Source organism: Deltaproteobacteria bacterium, assembly GCA_020845895.1.
Classification (GTDB): Bacteria; Lernaellota; Lernaellaia; order JACKCT01; family JACKCT01; genus JADLEX01.
In genome coordinates, this window is sequence record JADLEX010000053.1 from 25,581 (window position 1) to 45,562 (window position 19,982).

A 19,982-nucleotide genomic window follows, 5' to 3' on the forward strand; every position below is an offset into this window, starting at 1 on the left:
GTCGCGACGAATTCGTCTACAGGAGGAAGTTCACGTACTTCGTCACCGTGTACGCCTCGATGCCCTCGTTGCCGCCCTCGCGACCGAAGCCCGATTGCTTGATGCCGCCGAAGGGGATCTCCGCCGCGGCGATGACCATGTTGTTTATGCCGACCATCCCCGCCTCGATCCCCTCCGCCGCGAGAAACGCCGTGCGCGTGTTCTGCGTGAAGACATATGCCGCGAGGCCATATTCCGTGTCGTTGGCGAGCGCGAGGCCGTCTTCGAGATCGGTGAAGGTCGCGATCGGCGCGATCGGGCAGAACGGCTCGTGTGTCAAGATGTCCATGGTGCGGTTCACGTCGGTCAGCACCGTCGGCAAAAAGAAAAACCCGCGGTCACGACCCGGCGGGCGAGTTCCCCCGCACGCAACGCGCGCGCCCTTGCCCACCGCGTCGGCCAACAGCGCCTCGGTGGCGTCGAGTCGTCGCCTGTTCGCAAGCGGCCCGACCTCCGTCGCGTCGTCCATGCCGTCGCCCACGCGCAGCGACTTGGTAATCTCCACGAACCGGCGCGTGAATGAATCCGCGACGCGCTCTTGCACGAAGAACCGGCTCGCGCAGATGCACACCTGCCCGTTGTTGCGAAACTTCGCGCGCGCGGCCACGGTCGCCGCGTGCTCGATGTCCGCGTCGTCGAAGACGAGGACCGGCGAATGCCCGCCGAGTTCCATCGTGACGGGCTTGATGCCTTCCGCCGCGAGACGCAGCAGCTCGCGCCCCACGGGCACCGAGCCGGTGAGGCTGACCTTGCGAATGATGGGCGAACGGATGAGGTGCGTGCTGATCGCGGCGGGATCGCCCGTGACGACGTTGACGACGCCCGGCGGAATTCCCGCGTCTTCGCACGCCTTGGCGAGCGCGAATGCGGTGAACGGCGATTCCTCCGCGGGCTTCAGGATCACGGAGCATCCGGCTGCGAGCGCGGGCGCGATTTTTCGCGACGGCAGCAGCGCGGGAAAATTCCACGGCGTGAACGCGGCGACGGGACCGATGGGCTGGCGGATCACCATCAGCCGATGCGCCCGCGAATGGCCATCGATGACTCGCCCGTAGATGCGCCGCGCCTCGTCGGCGAACCAGTCGAACTGGTCGGCGGCGGCGTGAACCTCCGCGCGGGCCTCAGCTAGCGGCTTGCCCTGCTCCGTGGTCAACGTGCGGGCGATGTCCTCCGTTCGCTCGCGGATCAGCGCCGCCGCGTGGCGGATTTTTGCGCTGCGCGTCCAGGCGTCCACATCGCGCCACGATTTCCACGCGTCGTTGGCCGCCGCAAGTGCGCGATCCAGATCGTCCGCCGTCGCGACGGGCACGCTGCCGACCACGTCTTCCGTCGCGGGGTTGAGCACATTCATCCGCGCGCCGCTAGAGGCCGCGGTCCAGCATCCATCGATAAACATTTCCGTGGGCGCATTCATGGCCGCCCTCCCCTCGTGCGAAATCAGAGTCCCAACTCGTGACGCAACCGCTGCGTGTCTTCAACCCAATTGCCGACGTTCCAGCGCCCGAACGCGCCGAGCCCGCCCAGTTCGTTCGCGCCGCAATAGACGGGCACGTGAACGAGCGAGACGCCATCGAATGCGAAAGCCTCGTCCAGCGCGCGGCGCAGTTCGTCGGGAGTTTTCCCGCCGAAGATCGCCCGCACGCCGCCGATCGCAGCGCCCCACGCCACGTAGTCCACCGCCACGCGGTCATTCGTCGCGTGGTCATGGCCGTACTGCGCCCATTGCAGGCCCGAGATCGCCGCCATGCGACGGTTGTCGAGCACCACCACGCACCCCCGCGCGCCGTGTTGCACGCCATCGCTAAGCGCCTGCGGGTTCATGGTGAACGACCCGTCGCCCGTGAGCACGATGGAATACGGAACCTTTTTCGACAGTGCGGTCGCAAGCAGCGCCGACGTCGCGAAACCCATGTAGCTCGCACCCGTTTCCGTGAAAGTTCGACCCGGGCGGTCATCCTCGACGAGCTGAAACCCATTCGCCTGCACGTCGCCCGCGTCGAAAAACGTGATCGCTCCGCGCTCTCGCGCGAGATCGGTGATGAGCTTGATCGCGGCGGGCTGCGTCAGAACGGGCTCATTCCAGACACCGTCGTGCAGCGTGGGCGCATCGTAGCGGGCGCGTTTGAACGCCTCCCACTCCGCCCGCCTCGCTGCGCACGCATCGAGCCACGCGGCGCGTTCCTGCGTTCGTGGAATTGGGTCCGCTTCGAGCAGATCGCAGAGCCGATCGAGCGTCGGACCCGCGTCGCCCACCAGCGCCGTGGTGCGGCTGTAGTGCATCGCCGCGCGCGCGTCGGTGTTGATGTTGATGACGTGCCGCGCGTTCAGGTAGCCAGTTCGCGAACAGTCCGACTGGCACACTGCGCGCGATCCCAGCACGACCACGAGATCCGCCTGCTCCATCGCAAAGTTGCCGCTGATGCTGCCCTTCGACCCGCCGACCTGCATGTTGCGCGGATGTGCAAAGGCAATCGCGCCCGTGCTGCGCGGAGACAGTGCCGCCACGGCGTGCGTGAGATCCAGAAAGCGTGCGATCGAATCACCGGCGAAACGCGCTCCCGCACCGATCTTCAGCGTCACGCGGCTTGCGGTGCGAAGGACCGATACCGCTTCGCCGTACGCGACCTCGTCCTGCGACGCACCGAGCTTGGGCGGCGCGCCGCACGGCAACTCGTCGAGGTGAAAGCCGCGCAGTTCCGCGGGCTGCGTGTTGAGGGGCATCAGCAGGTAGAACGGCCCGGGAGAATGCGGATCATCCACCCGCGCTAGACCGCGACGCAGCGCGGTCGCCAGCGCCCAGGGCGTGTGAAGAGAGTATGCGTCACCCATGGTTGCGCATAGCCGCGTGAAAAGCCCCTGCTCCTCGCGCGGGATCTGCTGCATGTTCGGGCCTTCGTCTTGCGTGGTTTCGTCGCCGAAGAGGTACCACACGCCGAGACCGTCGCTCGCCGGCGCGATCGACGCCGCGAGCGCCTGAAGCGCGCCCGGGCCGATCGACGTCACGACTGCCGCTTTTTCCCCCGTTACCCAGCGTAGCGCCGCCGCCGCATGCGATGCCTCGACCTCGCTGCGCACGCCGAAGGTCCGCAGCAGCCCGGCGGACTCGTAGATCCGCAGAACCTCGCCCAATTCGGTCGAACCGTGGCCGAGAACGGTGACATAACGGGAGACGTTCTGACGTAGGAGTCCGAGAACGATGAGCTCGGCGAGCGTCGCGTCGATTCTGACCGGAATCGCGCCCGATGAGATCGCGGCGTCCAGACCGCCGGCCCGAGAGATGGCAAATGCACGCTCAATGCGCGCGCGGGCGATCGACTCCCCACTCATGCACGGCCCCCGATGAATCCAGAGCAAACCCGACCGCGAAGGCGCGGCGGGGTCACGTCATGATAGGAGGAAGCGCGACGGGCCGTAAAGCGAAATGGAACGCGGGCGAAGCTACGCGTGGGTCTCGACGAAACGTTCGATGCGACTCGTCTCATCGTCGCCGAGATGCTGGAACTCCACGCCGACCAACAAGCCGTCGTCGTGGCCCGCGAGGTGGGCGATGCGTCCGTGCATGACCGTCCCGGACAGCGGACCGTCCGAGAGGCCAAGTGTGACCGTGTGTTCGCCCATGGGGATCGAGAGTGTCTGACCGACCACCCGAATCCGCGCGCCGCCGCGCGACACGTCGGAGATATGTGCTTCGTAAGGGCCGTATTCGTGTCCGTTCACCACGGAAACGCGCCCGTTCCACTGACAGTTCACGCGGCGATGCCTCCGGCGCATCGGCGTCGATTCCTCGAGCAAATCGTACGGAATGCCGTGGAAGCTCATGAAACGCAGAAGGTTGGCGAGCGGAATGCGCCGACCGCTGCCGTTGGGCAGACGGAAGCCTTCGATCTCGCCGTCGTCGAACCACTTGATGACGGTGTTGATGTTGATGCCCAGAAGCCTGGCCACCTCGCCCGTCGTGAACACCTTCTTGGTCATGCCGCGTCCCATCCATTCGAAGAAACAGAAGCAATTGGATTATTGCAAATTTCCAGACCCTTGGCAAGGGAAATTACCGGAAATTTTCCGACCTTTTACAAATAGGACTCCGGTTCGAGCGGGAAGAACCGGATTTCGGGCTTCCCATCAGCAGCTTCTATCGCCCAAGCGTCGATGCGATGGGGGGTCCCCTTCGCCGAATCGACGATCCAATATCGAAGAATTACACGGACTTCCGCCGGAATTCGAACGGAAATGACCGACCGGTCGTCCGTCTGGGGAAGCGCCGTCAGGCCGGTGTCGAATGCCGCCTGACCGCGCTTCTGAGCGCCGAGGTGAATCAAATTGACGCGTTCGAAGCCCACCTCGTCCTTGCCGTAGCTCACGAAGGCGTTGAGTTCGATCGGCAACTCCGCCAGCGCGTGGAACTCGGGCTTGCCGGGCAGCACGGTCATCGTCAGGGGTTCGGGTTGCCACGAGACGGGAACGGTCTTGTGGTAAACGTCCAGCACACTCTCCTCGTCGATGTAATCGAGGAAAAACTCGGTCCCCTCTTCGGCAACGCGCACGGCGTTCGCCGGATCGGTTGCGAGTCGTTCCAGATCGACGGCCAACGAGCGGAATCGCCCGGAAAACGGCATCTCGGGAATCGGCCTGGCGAGGACATCGGCGAACTCCGAACGGACCCACGAATGCTCCGCGACGCGCGGCGAGGCGCCTTTGCCCAGCAGGGTTTGCGCGACAATCGCGGACTCCACCCGTTTCCGGCCCCAGCGCAGTTTGTCGAAAAGCGGCGCGTATCGCGGCCAAGGCCGGAACCGCGAAAATTCGCCGCGATAGAACTCCGAGTAAGCGACCGCGTCGCTTTGATAGACGGGTTTTCGCTCGCGCGAAGATTCGTCCGAAGCCGCATCCCATCGCGCGACAAAAAATCCCCACGCGAAAACCACAATCGCGCAGCCGAATGCAACCCCCCACCGGCGACGAAGGTGGTCGCGTTCCATCACGCTCGCGATCCCGGCGGCGATCCAGACGACCAGCGCGGGGAACGCCGAAACCAGAATGCGCAGCTTGTCCGCCTCGATCCAGTCACGCTGCGTCGCGAGGACGAAAGAGATCGGAAGAAAAACGAGGATGGGAATGGTGAAATGAGCGTTGCATCGACGCTTCAAATCGACGCACCCGGCTAGCGCCAGTGCGAGCGCGGCGACGCCGAGAAAACGAAGAAGATGCATTCCGTACCACGCCGCATTCGGCAGCGGTACGAGCGGTGTCCTTGTGGGGTGCGCCAGCAAATCCCACGCCAGCTTCCACGCCGGGGTCGTTTCGCCCAACGTGTGCAGACCGTGCCACGTGAGATGCGGCAGGTTGAACGCGAAAGTCGCCGCCGCGACAACCGCGAATCCCGCGAACGCTTTCCACGAACGTTTCCGAACGACGAAGACGAGGGCGATCGGCAAGGCGCCCACGATCCACAAGAAGCGCAGCCCCGTTCCCGCGCACAGGCCGAACAGGAGTCCCAGGAATCCGACTCGTTCGTCCCGTGTCCATGCCGCATGCAAGAGAGCCGCGCCGAGGGCGAAGGCGATCACGTTTCGGTCGAGCACCTCGATCCAGAGCATGTACGGGCTGAGCGCGACGAACGCGGCCGCCACCAACGCGGCGAAAGATTTTTCGGTCCACGCACTCGCGAGCAGGTATGAGAACCAGAAAACGAGGACCTGGAACACGACGTACATGATGTGAAACGTATGGCGACCGAGGATCGGAAAGAACGCCGAGGTAAAGACGACATTCCCGGGCGTGCTGATGATGTCGTACGCCTCGCGCAGCGAGGTGCGCAGCCCGCCGGGATGCAAGGCGCCGACGAGCTTGAACGTCTGCATGTAAAAGCACTCGGCCTCGCCGCGCTGAAGATACGACGCGAGAGCGAGAACGAATTCCGCGTCGTTGTAGTGGCGCCACGCGACCGCGGCGACGAGCACACCGATCGCCAGCGCGACGCCATTCCAACGTGTCATCGGGCCAGTACGGCAGAACTCACACCGGCGACGCCACGCGAGAAGACCGAAGAACGCCGCCGCGAGGACGGTCGCAACCACAATCGAGGTATTCGTGATGAACGCCGGCGCGAGGAATGCATGCGCGACGACAAACAGCGGAACAAGGCCGATGCCGAAGAGCAACGAATACGCAATCCGCTCGACGAGAGTCGCTTTCGGCGCGAAGGAGATCGCGGCGAGATACCCGATCGCGAGCCAGACGAACGGAACGACGAACAAGGGCGCTCCGGGACAGTCAGTGTTCAGTTCGAACGCTTTTGGCCCCGATGGACCTTTGGGTCAACACCGGTGGGCGATGAGGTCATCACGAACCGGAGTTCACCTCCGTGCCGGATTTCCTCGTGGCGCACCCAGGTGCGTGCGAGCGGCGCGCCATTCCATTCAACACGCGAGACGAAGGGACGATTCGGAGCCTGATTCTCGGCCACAATGACCAGGTCCCCATCCGGCAGATGCAAAACAGCCCGCGGGAACAGCGGGGTGCCGAGTTCATAATTCCCCGAGCACGGATCGAGCGGATAAAGACCGATCGCGGACCAAACGTACCAGGTCGACAGCGTGCCCGCGTCGTCGTTGCCGTCGAGACCGTCCGGGGTGTCGTCGTACTTGTTCTCCATGATCCAGCGAACCCACGTCTGCGTCAGATCCGGACGTCCGAATCGATTGAATAGATACGCCGCGTGAATGTCGGGTTCGTTACCGTGCCAATACGCGCGATCCGGGAGCATCGTGTCGCGCGCGCCGACGCCGGATTCGAAGAAGCGGTTGAGTTTTTCCGCCGCCGATTCCCGCCCACCGAGCAGGTCCGCTAGCCCCTCCGGGTCATGGGGGACGTACCACCTCCAGTGTTCGGCGCTTCCTTCCACGTAGTCGCGGTCGAACACCCACCGACGCCGAAACGGCCGCGTGAACGATCCGTCCGAGCGTCGCGCACGAAAGTAACCGGTTCGATCGTCCCAGACATGCCGGTAGTTTTCCGAACGATTGCGAAACACGTTCGCGAGTTCGCGTGCTCCGAGCGATTTGGCCAACGCGGCGACGCAGGCATCGTCGAACGCATATTCCAAGGTCTTTGAGACCGCTTTTGGGGTACGATCCGCGGCGCAGTATCCGTGCGTCACATAGTGATCGGCGTCGTCGCGATCCGGCCGGGCGTCGTTGGTCATCAAGTGCAACGCAAATCGCAGATCTTCGTCTCGCATGCCCTTCACCGCCGCTTCGGCCACGACCGCGTCGGCGTGGGTCCCGATCATGCACGCACCGTCACCGCGTCCCATCGGCCAGACCGGAAACCGGCCGGTTGCCCGCGCCATGGCGACGAGCGACTTCACCAGATCGCGGTTCAGATCGGGATCGATCAGGTTGTAGAGGGGGTGAACGGTGCGAAACGTGTCCCACAGCGAAAGATCGGAGTGGTATGTGAAGTCGTTCGCACGGCGGGTCTGCCCATCGAATGCACGGTAATCGCGCCCACTCTCCGTCATCAAGGTCGGCATGCGAAATGCGTTGTACAGCGCGGTGTGAAAGATCCGGCGCTGCCGCGCCGTTCCGCCGCTGATTTCGATGAGATCGATTTTCTTCGACCAGTGCTCGCGCGCACGCGCGACGGTACGATCGAAGTCGAACCCCGGCAGGTCTTCGTCGATGTGGGCGCGCGCGTGCGCGACGTCGATGTACGAGATTCCGACGGCGACCAAAATGTCGCGGGCCGCGAACTGGGCGTACGCGCCGGACAACGCGCCCGACGCCTCCGTGTCGCCCTCCCGCACCCGGCCATCGGCAAAAGTGTCACAGTCCGCGAGCGGCTCGGAAAAACGCAGGGCGAAATATGTCGGCAGCCCGCCGTAAGCGCCGCTGAATCCTCCAGCGAGATCGATGACGCCGCGAATCTCGCGCGCCTCGCGATCGACTTCCACCTTCGCGCCGCGCACGTGGCCGGGAACGATGGCCGCGCCCGCATCGACGATCACGGTCGGCGGTTCGGAAGTGCGTGGATACGTGAATCGATACAGCGCCGCCCGATCGCCGGGTGCGATCTCCACATCGATCCCGCTCGGTTCGAGCACGACGCCGTAGTATCCAACACGCACGCGTTCGCGGTCGTGGAAGAAGCGCTGGCGATACCCCGCCTCTCCTGTTTTCGACCGATCGAATCCGTGCGTCGGCATGATCCGAACGACGCCCTGATCGTTGAGCCCCACGCCCACAAGACGGGTTTGCGAGAATCCGCGGATGTGCGTGTCTTCGTGCCAATATCCCGCGAAGTGCTGCCACGGCCATGCCACATGATCGAACGACGTGTCGGGACCGGGGCGAATCATCCCCTTCGGCGTTTGCGGCGCGGGCGTCATGCTTCCGGCGCCGAATCCCCAACCCCCGGAGCCGATCAACGGATCGACCCAGCCGAGTCTCGGATTACCCGCCGTCGCTCCCGAAATCGAGGCGGACCTCGATTCCCCCGCGCCGCGATCGAATGCCATGCCCGTGCGCGCGAAAAACTGCGTCGCGATTGCGGCAAGAAATAGAAAAACGAGACGCTTCACGCGACCGTCCTCAGCTCGCCGTGATCCCATGAACCTCGAACGTCACCTCGAAAGCAGCCGATTCCCCCGGCGCGAGCGTCTTGATCGGATACGCCCCGGGCATGCGTTCCACCAGATTGTACCCGTCATTCGCGTTGGCGGCCGGCTCGACCGCGACGAACGATCTTCCCACGGGCGAGTACACGACGAGATGGTCGAACCAACCCGCCGGGGCGGTATGGATGCGCAGCGAAATCCCCGTCTTCGGCCAGTTCAGGATCGCGCGACCGTCCCATCCACCGAAACAGTGATCGAGACCGAACGGCGTGAACCGCGACCGCCGAAAATCCAGTCCGCGCGCCCTCGCGTCCGCGATGGCGACGGGCAGCGGCGTACCCGGCTCCATGTCATAGATGTGCGGCGCGTGAAAACGGAGCTGAAGGTCATCGCCGATTCCGGCGGGATCGCGCGAAAAGTACGGATGAAATCCGCCGCCGATGGGCATGGCGCGATCTCCCACGTTAAGGATCCGTCCGAATCCGCGGACCGCGCCGCGCGTGGCGAGCCAGGTGATCGAAATCGTCATCGGAAAGGGATAGTTGAAGTCGGAGAAATCACGAGAGTCGAATACGAATGAGCAAGCGGCCGGACGCAGCGACTCGGGCTCAACCGGAACGATTCTCCACGGGCGTTCGCGAACGTCGCCGTGAAGCGCATGACGCTCGGCGTCACGCAGTTGGTAGGCAACCCCTTCGAACGAAAAACGCCCGTCGCGGATGCGATTCGAATAGGGAAACATCGAATAGCTCGCGGCCGAGGTCGATCGCGTCAGATCCGGCGGGCTCGGGCGCGTGAGGGAAATCCACGCCCCGTGACGCAAGACCGCGAGGCTTCGCCAGCTCGCACCCAAATCGGGTTCGATGTCCAGGCGGATCGTATCGTCACCGATGGAGATCATGGGCCGCCCTCTCGGCTGTCAGGGAGTGTCGTCTGACGAATTCGACGCGAAATCCGGGATCGCCGTCAACAACGAAAAATCCCCGGAAATCCGTCGATTTCCGGGGACCGAGATGAGCGGGAAACGGGATTTGAACCCGCGACCCTCGCCTTGGCAAGGCGATGCTCTACCACTGAGCTATTCCCGCGCGCCGCGAAGCCTACGCGATATAGCCAATGAGCCCCGATTCGTCAAGCGCACTTATCGGGCCGACACCGTCTTCGGACATCAGTCGGTTCCGCCCTTCGCAGCGGGAGAAATCAGGGCTCGCGAATAGCCGATCAGATACGCCGCGAACGCCGCCGACCACAACGCACCGGACCATCCCAGGAGATCGATGTAGTGCGCCGGAGTTACCATCGGTCCGGCGACGCGAATGACGGCCGCGACCGTGATGGCGGCATAGGCAAACAGCATCGCCGGAGACGACTTCACCGGGCGACCTGTGTGCGCGAGCCCGACCCATCCCATCATGCCGAGCGTGAGCGTCCCCAGTGCGCCGACGGTCAGGGCGTGCGTGGCCGATGAGGGCGTCCCTCCCCCGACGAGCGCGAACCATCCGCGCAGAAAAAATCCGATCGGCAACCAGAGATAGGCGATATGAAGGACGAGCAGCATCGGACTGGGCGCCGCGCGCCACGGCTTCCAAAAGTAGAGACGAAGCAGATTCGCGGCGGCGGCGACAAACGCCATCGCACCCACCCACTTTTCCGCGCGCGCGAGCGAAAGAACCGGCATCGCGCCGACCGCCAGAATCGCCGCCCAATCGAGCGCGGGAAACGACCGGATGCCTTCGGCTTTCAGGTGAAAGCGCGTGAAATTGGGAATGATGCGACCCGCGATGATGACGATGAGCAGGAGCGTGATCGCCACGCCGAGCGTGGAAATCCGACCCGGTCCGCCCTCGACGCCCCGTGCCGCGAGGCCGTGCGCCACAGCGGAAAGCACGCCCATCACTGTCAGCCATGCGGCAAAACCGAGGTCGCCCAGGCGCCGCGCGGCGTGGAGCGGACGCGCGATGACGATCGCGACCGCGACCGGGAAGGCCAGGTCGAAAATCGCCGGCATCCACCACGGGAGAACGGCGGAAAAGGCGCCCGTGAGCCGTCCCGCGATCCACAGCGCGAAAATCGCCGCAAGCCTGCCGCCACGTGCGGTTTCGCGTCCGCCGGACCAGTGACGAACCGCCGTCAGAAGAAAGCCCGCCACGACGGCCAACGTGTAGCCGAACACCATTTCGTGACTGTGCCAATCCGACCCAGAAAAACGGGAATTCGGAAACGGAGCGCCGTGCAACTTGCCGATCCAACTGAGCACGCCGACGCATGCGAGAATCGCCGCTCCAAAAAAGAACGGTCGAAACCCAGTCCGCCAGATCGGCGTGGGCAGTCCGGCAGACGCATTCGTTCGCTGAAATTCGATCGACAATGGGTGACGACTCCGTTCAGGGTGTGAAGCCGCGCCGGCGAAGTCATCCGCCCGCGCGCCGACGCGCATCTTTCACGATTGCCGGAGAAACTGTTTGATCGAGGTCAACAGACGGGGAAAAAACCGAATCGCGCTTCGAGCGCCGGGCCGAACGCGCCCGGGATGCTCAGACGAGAAGTACGGGGTTGGGTCCATGCGCGACGAACGCGCGGGCCTGCAGCGCCTGAAGCGTGGCGATGACCGGATACTTCGCTGTCGCGGAATCCTGTCGAACGCCCTTGTCCTCGAAGAGTTTTTCGAGCAGGGACATCGCGCGCCGCAAAGGTTCTTCGAAACCCGCGCCGTCGATCGAAGACCACAGACGGGCCGCCTGCGCCGTTAGACCGGCGTGCGAAGGCGCGCCTTCGTCCCCGGTCGCCGCCAGTCCGCCGTCCGCATTGCGACGCTGGGTGAGCGCGTGCCCGGCGTTGAGGAGTTGCCAGTACTTCGTGTCGGCATGCTGGAGGAGTCCTTCGACCGCGAACACGATGTCGAGCGTCGAAACGCTTTTGCCCGCCGGATCTCCACCCAGCAACGCCGCGAATGAAGCGCCGGACGCGATACCGAGAATCGCCGAGGCCTCGGGTTCGGGCAGATAGGGGTAGATCTTCAGAAGATCGGGCGCGACGCGATTATTCCAGGTCTCCGGAACCGCGTTTCCATGCGTCGCCGCGACCCCCGCCGCCATGGCGCGCGCTCGATCGGCCGCTTCGAAGTAAGCCGGCCAGTCAGCCTCGTCCGGCGCGGCCTGTTAAAAACGCCAAAGCGACTGAAGCGCGAGCAGCGTGTCGAACAGGTAGATCGCACCCTCCGTGCCGAGGCCGCCACGCAGGGAGATCAGGCGCTGCAGGGATTTGGCGAGCCGGCGCGCCGGGCCCAGAGCGCCCGCGTCGTCGTAAACGCGATAGAAATACACGCACGTCGAAATCATGTACGCGGACGACAGACCGTCCGGCCGCGCGGACTTGTGAATCTCGGAGCGCAGCAGGCCCGACGAGGTGTCGAACGCCGCGTTGGTCAATCGGTCCAGAAACTTGGCGACGACTTTCTTGGTATCCGGTATCATGCATGCGCCCATCGTATCGACGCGACCGGAGTGCCGGGCAAAACACCCGTCTGGGCCGGTCAGCGTGAGTTTTCGAACCGAATTCCCGGAAACGAGTCCAGAAAACCGCCTTGCGCGGCGAAATGACCGCACTCCGCCGTGTTCTCGATATAAAGGTCTTGGAAACCGGAAGTCAAGGAACGGTGAGAATTCCGAGGCGATCGACGGACGCTCACCCGACAAAAGGGACCGGCGTTTTGGCGGTCCGCCGGTCCCTTGTCCTGTCTTCGCGACTATTCGAGGACCTGAATATTCTTCTTCGCGCACATCTCCTTGAGGACCTTCGGCCACACCGTCACGCTCACCTCGCCCAGGTGCGCCTTGCGCAGGAGCAGCATGAGCGTGCGCGCCTGGCCGATTCCGCCGCCGATCGAGAGCGGCAACGTGCCGTTCACGATTCCCTCGTGATAGGGGTAATTCAGGAAGTGGAGCTGGTTCGTACGTTCGAGCTGCTCGCGCAGGGTTTGCGCGTTGACGCGGACGCCCATCGACGACAGCTCGTGACGCCGTTTCGTGACGGGGTTCCACACGAGGATGTCGCCGTTCAAACCGTGCATCGGGTGGCCGGCGGCGGATACCGTCGGCGTGACCCAGTCGTCGTAATCCGCCGCGCGCATCTCGTGCGGATACCCATCGGCGAGCGTCCAGCCGATCCCGATGATGAACACCGCCGGGAATTCCTGCAGAATCGCAGTCTCGCGCTGCTTTCGCGGCAGATCGGGGAATCGTTCCAGGATCTCCTCGGCGTGCAGGAAAACGAGTTCCTCCGGCAGTTCCGGATACTTGCTCTCACGCAGCTTCGGGAACTGCTCGAGCACGTGGACCTCGGCGCCCTTCAGGACCTTCCAGATCTTCTTCACGACGTCTTTCAACAGATCGAGGTTGCGGTCGGCCTCGATGATGACCCGCTCCCAGTCCCACTGATCCACGTAGCTGCTGTGGTCGTGATCGAGGAAATAGTCCTTGCGCACGGCGCGCATGTCGGTGCAGATGCCCTCACCGCGACCGAGGCCGAACTGTTTGAGCGCCACGCGCTTCCACTTCGTCGCGGCCTGCACGACCTGCGCGTTGATGGGGTTCTTGCCGTTGTCGTTGTTGATGCGAAACGTCACGGGCCCGCGCGATCCGTCGCGGTCCAGATAGTCGTTGACGCCGCTTTCCTCATCGACGATCAGCGGTACCGTGACCATCATGAGGCCCAGCTCTCGGCAAAGATTTTCCTCGATGTAGTTTTTCGCGACGAAAATCGCGCCCTGCGTCTCGCGGGGCGAGAGCGGCGTCGAATAGTCGTCCGGCAGCACGTTCCACAGGTCCTCGTAGTTGCCGATTCCCGGTCCGGCCAAGTCCGCGCGTTTGTCGAGCATGTGGTCCTCCGAAAAAAAGATCGCCAGATTGGAGACTCGTGGCGTGATGGACGTGCGTTATCAAACGATCAGCGGCGAAGGGGGGGCGCCGCGCGGATCGGAATCTAGCACGTTAAAACCGGGCGTCAACATAAATCGACATGAAGCTCGATTGGGTTTGACGCAGACCGTCAGAGCGCCCGCAACCGGGGGAAGAGCCGGTCGGCAATCGCGCCCAGCGCAACCCCCCACAGAGCGCACAGTCCAAGCGCCGGCAATAAAAACACCTTGGGGACGATCCATCCCGGTGTGAGTGTTGCGACGACGAAACCCGCCCACAGGAATGAAGCGGTCGCGAATGTAACCAGCAACCACGAGCCCTTGCGGATCGCGCGATACCCTCCGACTGCCGTCAACGCGACGCAGACCGCGACGACACCGAGTTGAAAGCCGGACGGCAACGGCAGTCCGCCGAGCTGATTGAGCGGCCACGGGTGAATCGCGACGCCGACGAACGGCATGGTGGCGACGTACGCAAGCGAGTCGGAACGCAACGTGCCGAGTTCGCCGCCGAGCGCCCGCAGGTGGCCCGTGGTCATCTCACGCAACGCGAAGGCCGGATCGGTCCACAACAGCGGATGAAACGCGGCGAACACAACGGCGGCGACGGCGGACGCGATCGTGATATCGCGCCATCGCCGCCCGGCTGACGAATCCCCATCGAGAATCCGCGTCAGGGCGAACACGACGAGCAGCGGGATCGCGTAGAGCTTGCACCCGATCGCAAGACCAATGAACGCGCCCGCGATAGCCGACGCGAGACGCGTGTCTCCACCGCGCATCGCGGCCCTCGAAACGCGGTGCGTGAAGAGGAGCGCCGCCGCCGCGAGTGGGATCATCGGAGTCTCAGGAAGAATCGACACCTGCACCGAGCGAAAGACGGGATTGGCGAGCGACGCCGCCGCGCCCAGCCACGCCGCGGTCTTCGACCCCGCCGTCTCACGCGCGAGCATGAACATCAACGCGACGCCGAGCGCAGACCAGAGCCCGTATACCACCCGCAGAAAAACGATGCGTTTGTTCTCGGCGTCGAAGCCGATCGCGCGCGCGGCGAGATCGTGCGCGCCCAGAATCATCGGGCCGATCCGCGGGCTGGGGCTCCCGTAGAAAGAGTCGTTCTCGCGCCAGTAGGGGTGGCCGAATTCCCCTCGCGCGAAGTGCGTGAGGGCGCGGATGCCGGCGTTCGCGAATCCCTCGTCGCCCTCGACGTGATCGGGGCGGAACGGAACCGACGCGAGGATGACGACGGCCGCGAGCACGAACACCGCGCCCGCCGCGCGTCGACTCTCGCTTCGTTCCTGAGGTAGCTTCCCGTTCGTCGCGCCCACGTTCCCGCCGATGCCGTCGGGCTCATCTTCCGCGATGTCCGCGCGCGCGTCGAGACGCCCCGGTGGGCGCGAGCGCCCCCATTGGCCGAAGAGGCGCGATCTGATAAACGCCATGAATCTACCGAGAGCTTTGCGTCCAAGGAGCTTCGCCCATGCTTCGAACGTCCGTACGCCGGATCGCCGTCTTCGTCCTTTGCGCGCTGATCGTGACGACGGCCGCCCACGCGGAGGAAAGAAAGGACATCGCCGTGAAGGACACCTGGAATCTCGCCGATCTGTACCCCACCCTCGACGAATTCAAGAAGGCCAAGGCCGATTTCGCCGGGAGGATGGACGCGGTCTCGGGCTCCGCGGGAAAGCTGGGCGAATCGGCCGCCGCGCTGAAACGCGCGCTCGACACCTACTACGCACTCGAAGGCGATCTGCGACGGCTCGAAAGCTACGCGGGCCGCCTGTCGGACCAGGACACGCGCGACGCCGCCGCCAAGGCGCTGGACAATGAGGTCAGCCAAATGCGGGTGAAGTTCGGCGCGGCCGCGTCGTACATCGATCCCGAAATCCTCGCCGTCGGGGAGGCGCGCGTGAACGAATTCCTCGCCGCCGAGCCGGGGCTGCGCGTTTACGAGCGCCCGATCCGCGAGACCTTCCGACGGCAGAAGCACATCCTTTCGGGCGATCAGGAAAAAATTCTCGCCGCCGCCGGGGACGTCGCTTACACGGGCATGTCGGCCTTCGGGCTGCTCGCCACCGCGGATCTGCCCCGCGTCGAGGTGACGCTTTCCGACGGCACGGTCCTCAAACTGAACGACTCGAGCTTCGTGAAGCATCGCCGCACGCCCGTGAAAGCCGATCGCGACAAGTTGGCCGCCGAGTTCTTTGCCCAATACGCCGCCTTCGCGCGCACCTTCGGCGAACTACTCTACTCCCAGATGAAGAGCCACAAGTTTTTCGCCGACGCGCGGGGATACGCGAACACGCTCGACGCCGCCCTCGACCGCGACGAGGTCGATCCGGCGATCTACCACAACATCATCGAGGCCGCGCACAAAAATCTGCCGACCTTCCACCGTTACCTGAAGCTCAAGGCGCGCGCGATGAAGGTGGAGCGTCTGGACTATCAGGATCTCTACGTGCCCTTCACCAGCAGCACGAAGATCGACGTGCCGTACGCCGAAGCGCAGACGTTGATCGCCAAGGCGCTCGCGCCGATGGGCAAGGAATACGTCAAGACCGTGCAGCGCGCCTTCGCCGAGCGGTGGATCGACGTGTATCCCGCGGAGGGCAAACGCAGCGGCGCGTACGCCAGCGGCTGGGCCTACGGCGTGCACCCCTACATGCTGCTCAACTACAATGGCCAGTTCAACGACGCGCTCACGCTCGCGCACGAGCTGGGCCACGCGATGCACTCGTATTACTCCAACGAAGCGCAGCCGTTGCCGACCTCCGATTACTCGATCTTCGTCGCCGAGGTCGCATCCACGTTCAACGAGAATCTGCTGAACGACTACATGCTCAAGGCCGTGAGGAGCGACAACGAGCGTTTCTTCCTGCTCGGCGATTTTCTCGACGGCACCATCAAGGGTACGTTCTTCCGCCAGATCCAGTTCGCCGAATTCGAACTGCGCGCCCACGAAACGGTCGAGCGCGGCGAGTCGCTGACCGGCGAGGAGCTGAGCCAGCTGTATCTGGAGATCACGCGCCAGTACTACGGCCACGACGCGGGCGTGTGCAACGTGCCCGACGTGTTCCAATCCGAGTGGATCTACGTGCCGCACTTCTACTACAACTATTACGTCTTCCAGTACTCGACGAGCGTGGCCGCCGCGAGCGCGCTGGGCGACCGCGTGCTGCGCAAAGAGCCGGGGGCCCTCGACGCCTACTACGGATTGCTGCGCGCGGGTGGTTCGAAGGGTCCGGTGGACATCCTGCGCGACGCGGGCGTGGACATGACGAAGCTCGACGCGTATCAAGCGCTCATGGACCGCGCCAACCGATACATGGACGAAATGGAGAAGATCCTCGCCGCGAAGGGGATGTAATTTTTTAACTACCAAGAACGTTTAATCTTAAATGTAGTTCATATGTACCTTTTTAATTATAATTTTTCATTAACTTCTTTTCACTCTTCACTTCATCACGGAATACACATATAAACGATACTCCTCTCCTCAGAAGTCATCGTTTCGCTGAATGTCTCAACGAATTTTGTCAATTTTTTACTATACATTCCAAATGCCGTGTTGTAGAAATTTCTTAGAACAAATTCAATAAAAATACTCGGAGTCAACGGAGAAGTCACGGGGATTCTGCAATTTTTATATTGCCCCAACGTCAAGTGAGACGCTGAATGTGTCATCCCATTATCTGCATTGTCACTATTATAATCAAACCTAAACGGAAAAGGAATTATATTTTTCATCACGATATCTGCATATATCTCATCCTCTAAATACACGTTCGGTTTGTTTTGAAACTCTTCCAAATAGGGCGAAGGGAAAAACCCCAACCGGTGTGCGGCAATGACGTCTTTATCAAATCTGTACATAAGTTGCAATAACGCGCCATCAATCATTTTAATATTGTATGTTTTACTCGACAACATTTCATCATATTGAGTTTTATACGGAATATTTCGCAACAATGAGCTTATGCCTGAACTGCCAGAAATGCCTATCTCGATCTTCCCCCTCCCAATTTTCGTCATAGAGGGAAACTGCTGGTCATTACATAGACTAAAGCCGATTAGTTCGGAAGTGAGAATTTCAACCTGTTTTTGAATGCGGCGCGGTGTAATTGTCATTTTTTCTTGGCTCGTTTTGCTTCTAACAAATTACGAAGTTTCTCAACTTGCTCAGACCCTAAATCCTCAACATATAAACGTCCCGCACTCAAATCTTCAATTAATGTCGCTAGTTCCTTTTTTCCTTTTTTCACTTTTTGTATTTCTGTTTCGGTCATGTCTCGGTTAACTATGTTAATTTTTTTCCTTTCATCCTCTGTTGGATACCTGAATGACAGTTTATATAGATTCTTTTTGACTCGTTTATACTCACGCTCAAGGTTCGACATTCCCACACCGACTCCACACACACGCACCCACGCTTTAGTTCTTGTTATAGCAGTAAATATACGATTTCTCACCGCTGCCAGATTTCCAAATGAATTGAAGCAGTCGTGAGCGTTAATAATGTATACCATACCGGCCTCGTTTCCTTTAGCTCTAAATATGCCGGTAAATGCTATTGATTTCTTGTCTGTATCAAAAAAAACATCTGGTGTAGTGTCTACGCCCGCCAAATGTGTATTTACTCCTCTTTCAAATAGCAATTTTCTAAGTGGGCCAACAGCGTCCCGAGTGGTCAGTGGCTCCGGATTGATCACAACAATGTCGTCAGGCCGTAGCTCATCTTCATTCAAATTTTTTTCTATCTCGTCCGCTATCCATTCTGCCTGCTCATCTGGTGTATTAAAGGTTTTAAACACAATCAGATCGTCAGTTTCAGAGTGGCTCTCCAGAAATTTCGGGCTGCTCTCCTCGGTGCGTACAAGCGTGACCTCAAGTCCATCAGCAAGCTCACCTCTCTCGACGCTGTATCCGACCTCCAACCAAAGCTCTGTGTGATCAAAGATCTGGACAAGACCGGTTCCGACCTCAATGTCTGCATCCCGATAAATTCCAAACCCTAGGGCGTGAGCTGTCACCAATAACGGCCTAGAGTTGCGATAGCACTTTTCCAATATAATGTCCTGATGAGGTATGCCAATTTTTTGCGTTTCAAATTTAACGCGAGGCGAGCCGTCCGAATTTTTACCAAATATTATTTCAGGAGGCGGCAGCGCTTGCGAAGCCAAATTCTGCAGTTCGTCATAAGCATAAACGAGTCGTCTTTTTGCGGTAGTAAGTTCATAACATATCTGTAAAAAGCTAGGTGGAAAATCTTGCGCTTCGTCGATTAAAATAGCGTCATATATCCCGACTGACTTTTTTATCTGCTGAAGAGCTCTTTCGCAAGCGCCATTAAATTCATTCCGACTTCCGAATTGACCTCTAGCGGAATTGAAATCATGGTATTCGATCCCGTGTAATTGCGAAAATACATAATACAAACCATTGCGATCACCACCGCCCGGGGCACCCCAGGCATGAATAACTTGAATGTTGTCCCAGTCTGGTTCTTCGTTCGTCTGCTCAATTGTAAATGTATTTATGAGTTGTCTGAACTGTCCTTTTAGCGATCTAGTATTAAAGGTGACTGCGATTTTCCAGTCCGGATGTTGAGCGTGAAGATAGGCAGCTTTCAACGCGAGCACAATTGTTTTCCCGGACCCCGCCAAACCTCGAATTCGCTGCACGCCCTCAACCGTTTCTATTACCGCTTGTCCTTGCAGATTATCCAAATTTGCAATCGAGTCTTCCAATTTTTTTAATTTGGCTCCTCTTGAGTCTTCTTTTTTGACTTCTCGTTTCTTTTTTCCTTTTCTGATACTCGAAATTGACTGTAACACCGCCAATAATGAACCGTAAATAGTTGAATTTTCCCAACTTAATTTGTCAATATAGCCTTTTAGTGTTTGCTCTGTGCACACAACATGATCATCATTGAGGTCTGTCTTAAATCCCGCGACAGCGGATCCAAAACTTACAACATTAATTGGTACTTGGAGATCTCGCCCTTTCATTAACGATTTATGCCCTTTTAGTTTGGCTTCAACTTTATTTGCGCAATCATCTTGAATTTCTATAAAATTACCTACGTTTCTCCCCTCTATAATATTAAATATTACCAGACCTTTTTCTGGAGAAATCCACAATGCGTCGATAGGGAAAGCCCCTTCCGAGGTTCCGATTATGGGATATCCGATATAGAGAAAGCCATTATAACCATGATGTTTTGCAAAGAAAAGCGTCAGACGACTGCTCGAAACAGGCTTATTTGTTGTCCCTAAAATAATATTAACCATTTAATTCCCCCTAAATTGAGTCGCGCCAAGCGAAATATTGTTTACAAATGAGGAGTAAATGTAGGCTACTTTTATAAGATCATCTATGCGGACTGGAGCCCGAGAAACCGGTCGCGCGGGA

Annotated in this window: 14 protein-coding genes and 1 tRNA gene; 1 reads left to right on the top strand and 14 read right to left on the bottom strand. The window is 60.5% G+C overall.

Translation table 11 applies throughout. The annotated features are described in order from the left end of the window. Positions 1 to 16: 16 nt before the first annotated feature. The 12 genes from IT350_06705 to IT350_06760 form a co-directional block, all read right to left on the bottom strand. Positions 17 to 1,453 (bottom strand): NAD-dependent succinate-semialdehyde dehydrogenase, encoded by a 1,437-nt coding sequence (locus IT350_06705; GenBank protein ID MCC6157727.1) that lies wholly within the window; start codon positions 1,451 to 1,453, stop codon positions 17 to 19. A 23-nt stretch (positions 1,454 to 1,476) separates the two neighbouring features. After that, positions 1,477 to 3,366 (bottom strand): thiamine pyrophosphate-binding protein, encoded by a 1,890-nt coding sequence (locus tag IT350_06710; GenBank protein ID MCC6157728.1) that lies wholly within the window; start codon positions 3,364 to 3,366, stop codon positions 1,477 to 1,479. Positions 3,367 to 3,477: 111 nt separating this feature from the next. After that, entirely contained in the window at positions 3,478 to 4,014 is a 537-nt protein-coding gene (locus tag IT350_06715) for a PilZ domain-containing protein (protein MCC6157729.1), read from the bottom strand. Positions 4,015 to 4,109: 95 nt separating this feature from the next. Beyond that, complete coding sequence (locus IT350_06720) at positions 4,110 to 6,296, bottom strand: hypothetical protein (GenBank protein MCC6157730.1); 2,187 nt, start codon at positions 6,294 to 6,296, stop codon at positions 4,110 to 4,112. A 23-nt stretch (positions 6,297 to 6,319) separates the two neighbouring features. After that, a complete protein-coding gene (locus IT350_06725; protein ID MCC6157731.1) occupies positions 6,320 to 8,620 on the bottom strand; it encodes a GH92 family glycosyl hydrolase in 2,301 nt (766 codons plus the stop codon). A gap of 10 nt (positions 8,621 to 8,630) precedes the next feature. Further along, the gene (locus IT350_06730; protein ID MCC6157732.1) at positions 8,631 to 9,557 is read right to left on the bottom strand and encodes a hypothetical protein; all 927 of its coding nucleotides are present in this window, start codon (positions 9,555 to 9,557) and stop codon (positions 8,631 to 8,633) included. A 115-nt stretch (positions 9,558 to 9,672) separates the two neighbouring features. After that, a tRNA-Gly gene (locus tag IT350_06735) sits at positions 9,673 to 9,744 on the bottom strand. Between the two features lie 80 nt (positions 9,745 to 9,824). Further along, positions 9,825 to 11,024, bottom strand: coding sequence for an NnrS family protein (locus IT350_06740; GenBank protein ID MCC6157733.1), 1,200 nt, complete (start codon positions 11,022 to 11,024; stop codon positions 9,825 to 9,827). Positions 11,025 to 11,190: 166 nt separating this feature from the next. Next, positions 11,191 to 11,751, bottom strand: a complete 561-nt coding sequence (locus IT350_06745; GenBank protein ID MCC6157734.1) for a hypothetical protein — start codon at positions 11,749 to 11,751, stop codon at positions 11,191 to 11,193. 63 nt (positions 11,752 to 11,814) lie between these two features. Further along, positions 11,815 to 12,129 (bottom strand): hypothetical protein, encoded by a 315-nt coding sequence (locus tag IT350_06750; GenBank protein ID MCC6157735.1) that lies wholly within the window; start codon positions 12,127 to 12,129, stop codon positions 11,815 to 11,817. A gap of 272 nt (positions 12,130 to 12,401) precedes the next feature. Further along, positions 12,402 to 13,532, bottom strand: a complete 1,131-nt coding sequence (locus tag IT350_06755) for an aspartate--ammonia ligase (protein ID MCC6157736.1) — start codon at positions 13,530 to 13,532, stop codon at positions 12,402 to 12,404. Between the two features lie 170 nt (positions 13,533 to 13,702). Next, complete coding sequence (locus IT350_06760; GenBank protein ID MCC6157737.1) at positions 13,703 to 15,013, bottom strand: glycosyltransferase family 39 protein; 1,311 nt, start codon at positions 15,011 to 15,013, stop codon at positions 13,703 to 13,705. Positions 15,014 to 15,051: 38 nt separating this feature from the next. Here IT350_06760 and pepF point away from each other — a divergent pair, with 38 nt between their 5' ends. Then, positions 15,052 to 16,938 carry an oligoendopeptidase F gene (gene pepF, locus IT350_06765; protein ID MCC6157738.1) on the top strand — a complete coding sequence of 629 codons (1,887 nt, stop codon included), beginning with the start codon at positions 15,052 to 15,054 and terminating at the stop codon, positions 16,936 to 16,938. 95 nt (positions 16,939 to 17,033) lie between these two features. Here the strand turns inward: pepF and IT350_06770 are convergent, their stop codons facing one another. Both IT350_06770 and IT350_06775 read right to left on the bottom strand, forming a co-directional pair. Then, entirely contained in the window at positions 17,034 to 17,699 is a 666-nt protein-coding gene (locus IT350_06770) for a DUF2290 domain-containing protein (protein ID MCC6157739.1), read from the bottom strand. Then, complete coding sequence (locus IT350_06775) at positions 17,696 to 19,861, bottom strand: DEAD/DEAH box helicase (GenBank protein ID MCC6157740.1); 2,166 nt, start codon at positions 19,859 to 19,861, stop codon at positions 17,696 to 17,698. The genes IT350_06770 and IT350_06775 overlap by 4 nt, the downstream gene beginning before the upstream one ends. Between the last annotated feature and the right edge of the window lie 121 nt (positions 19,862 to 19,982).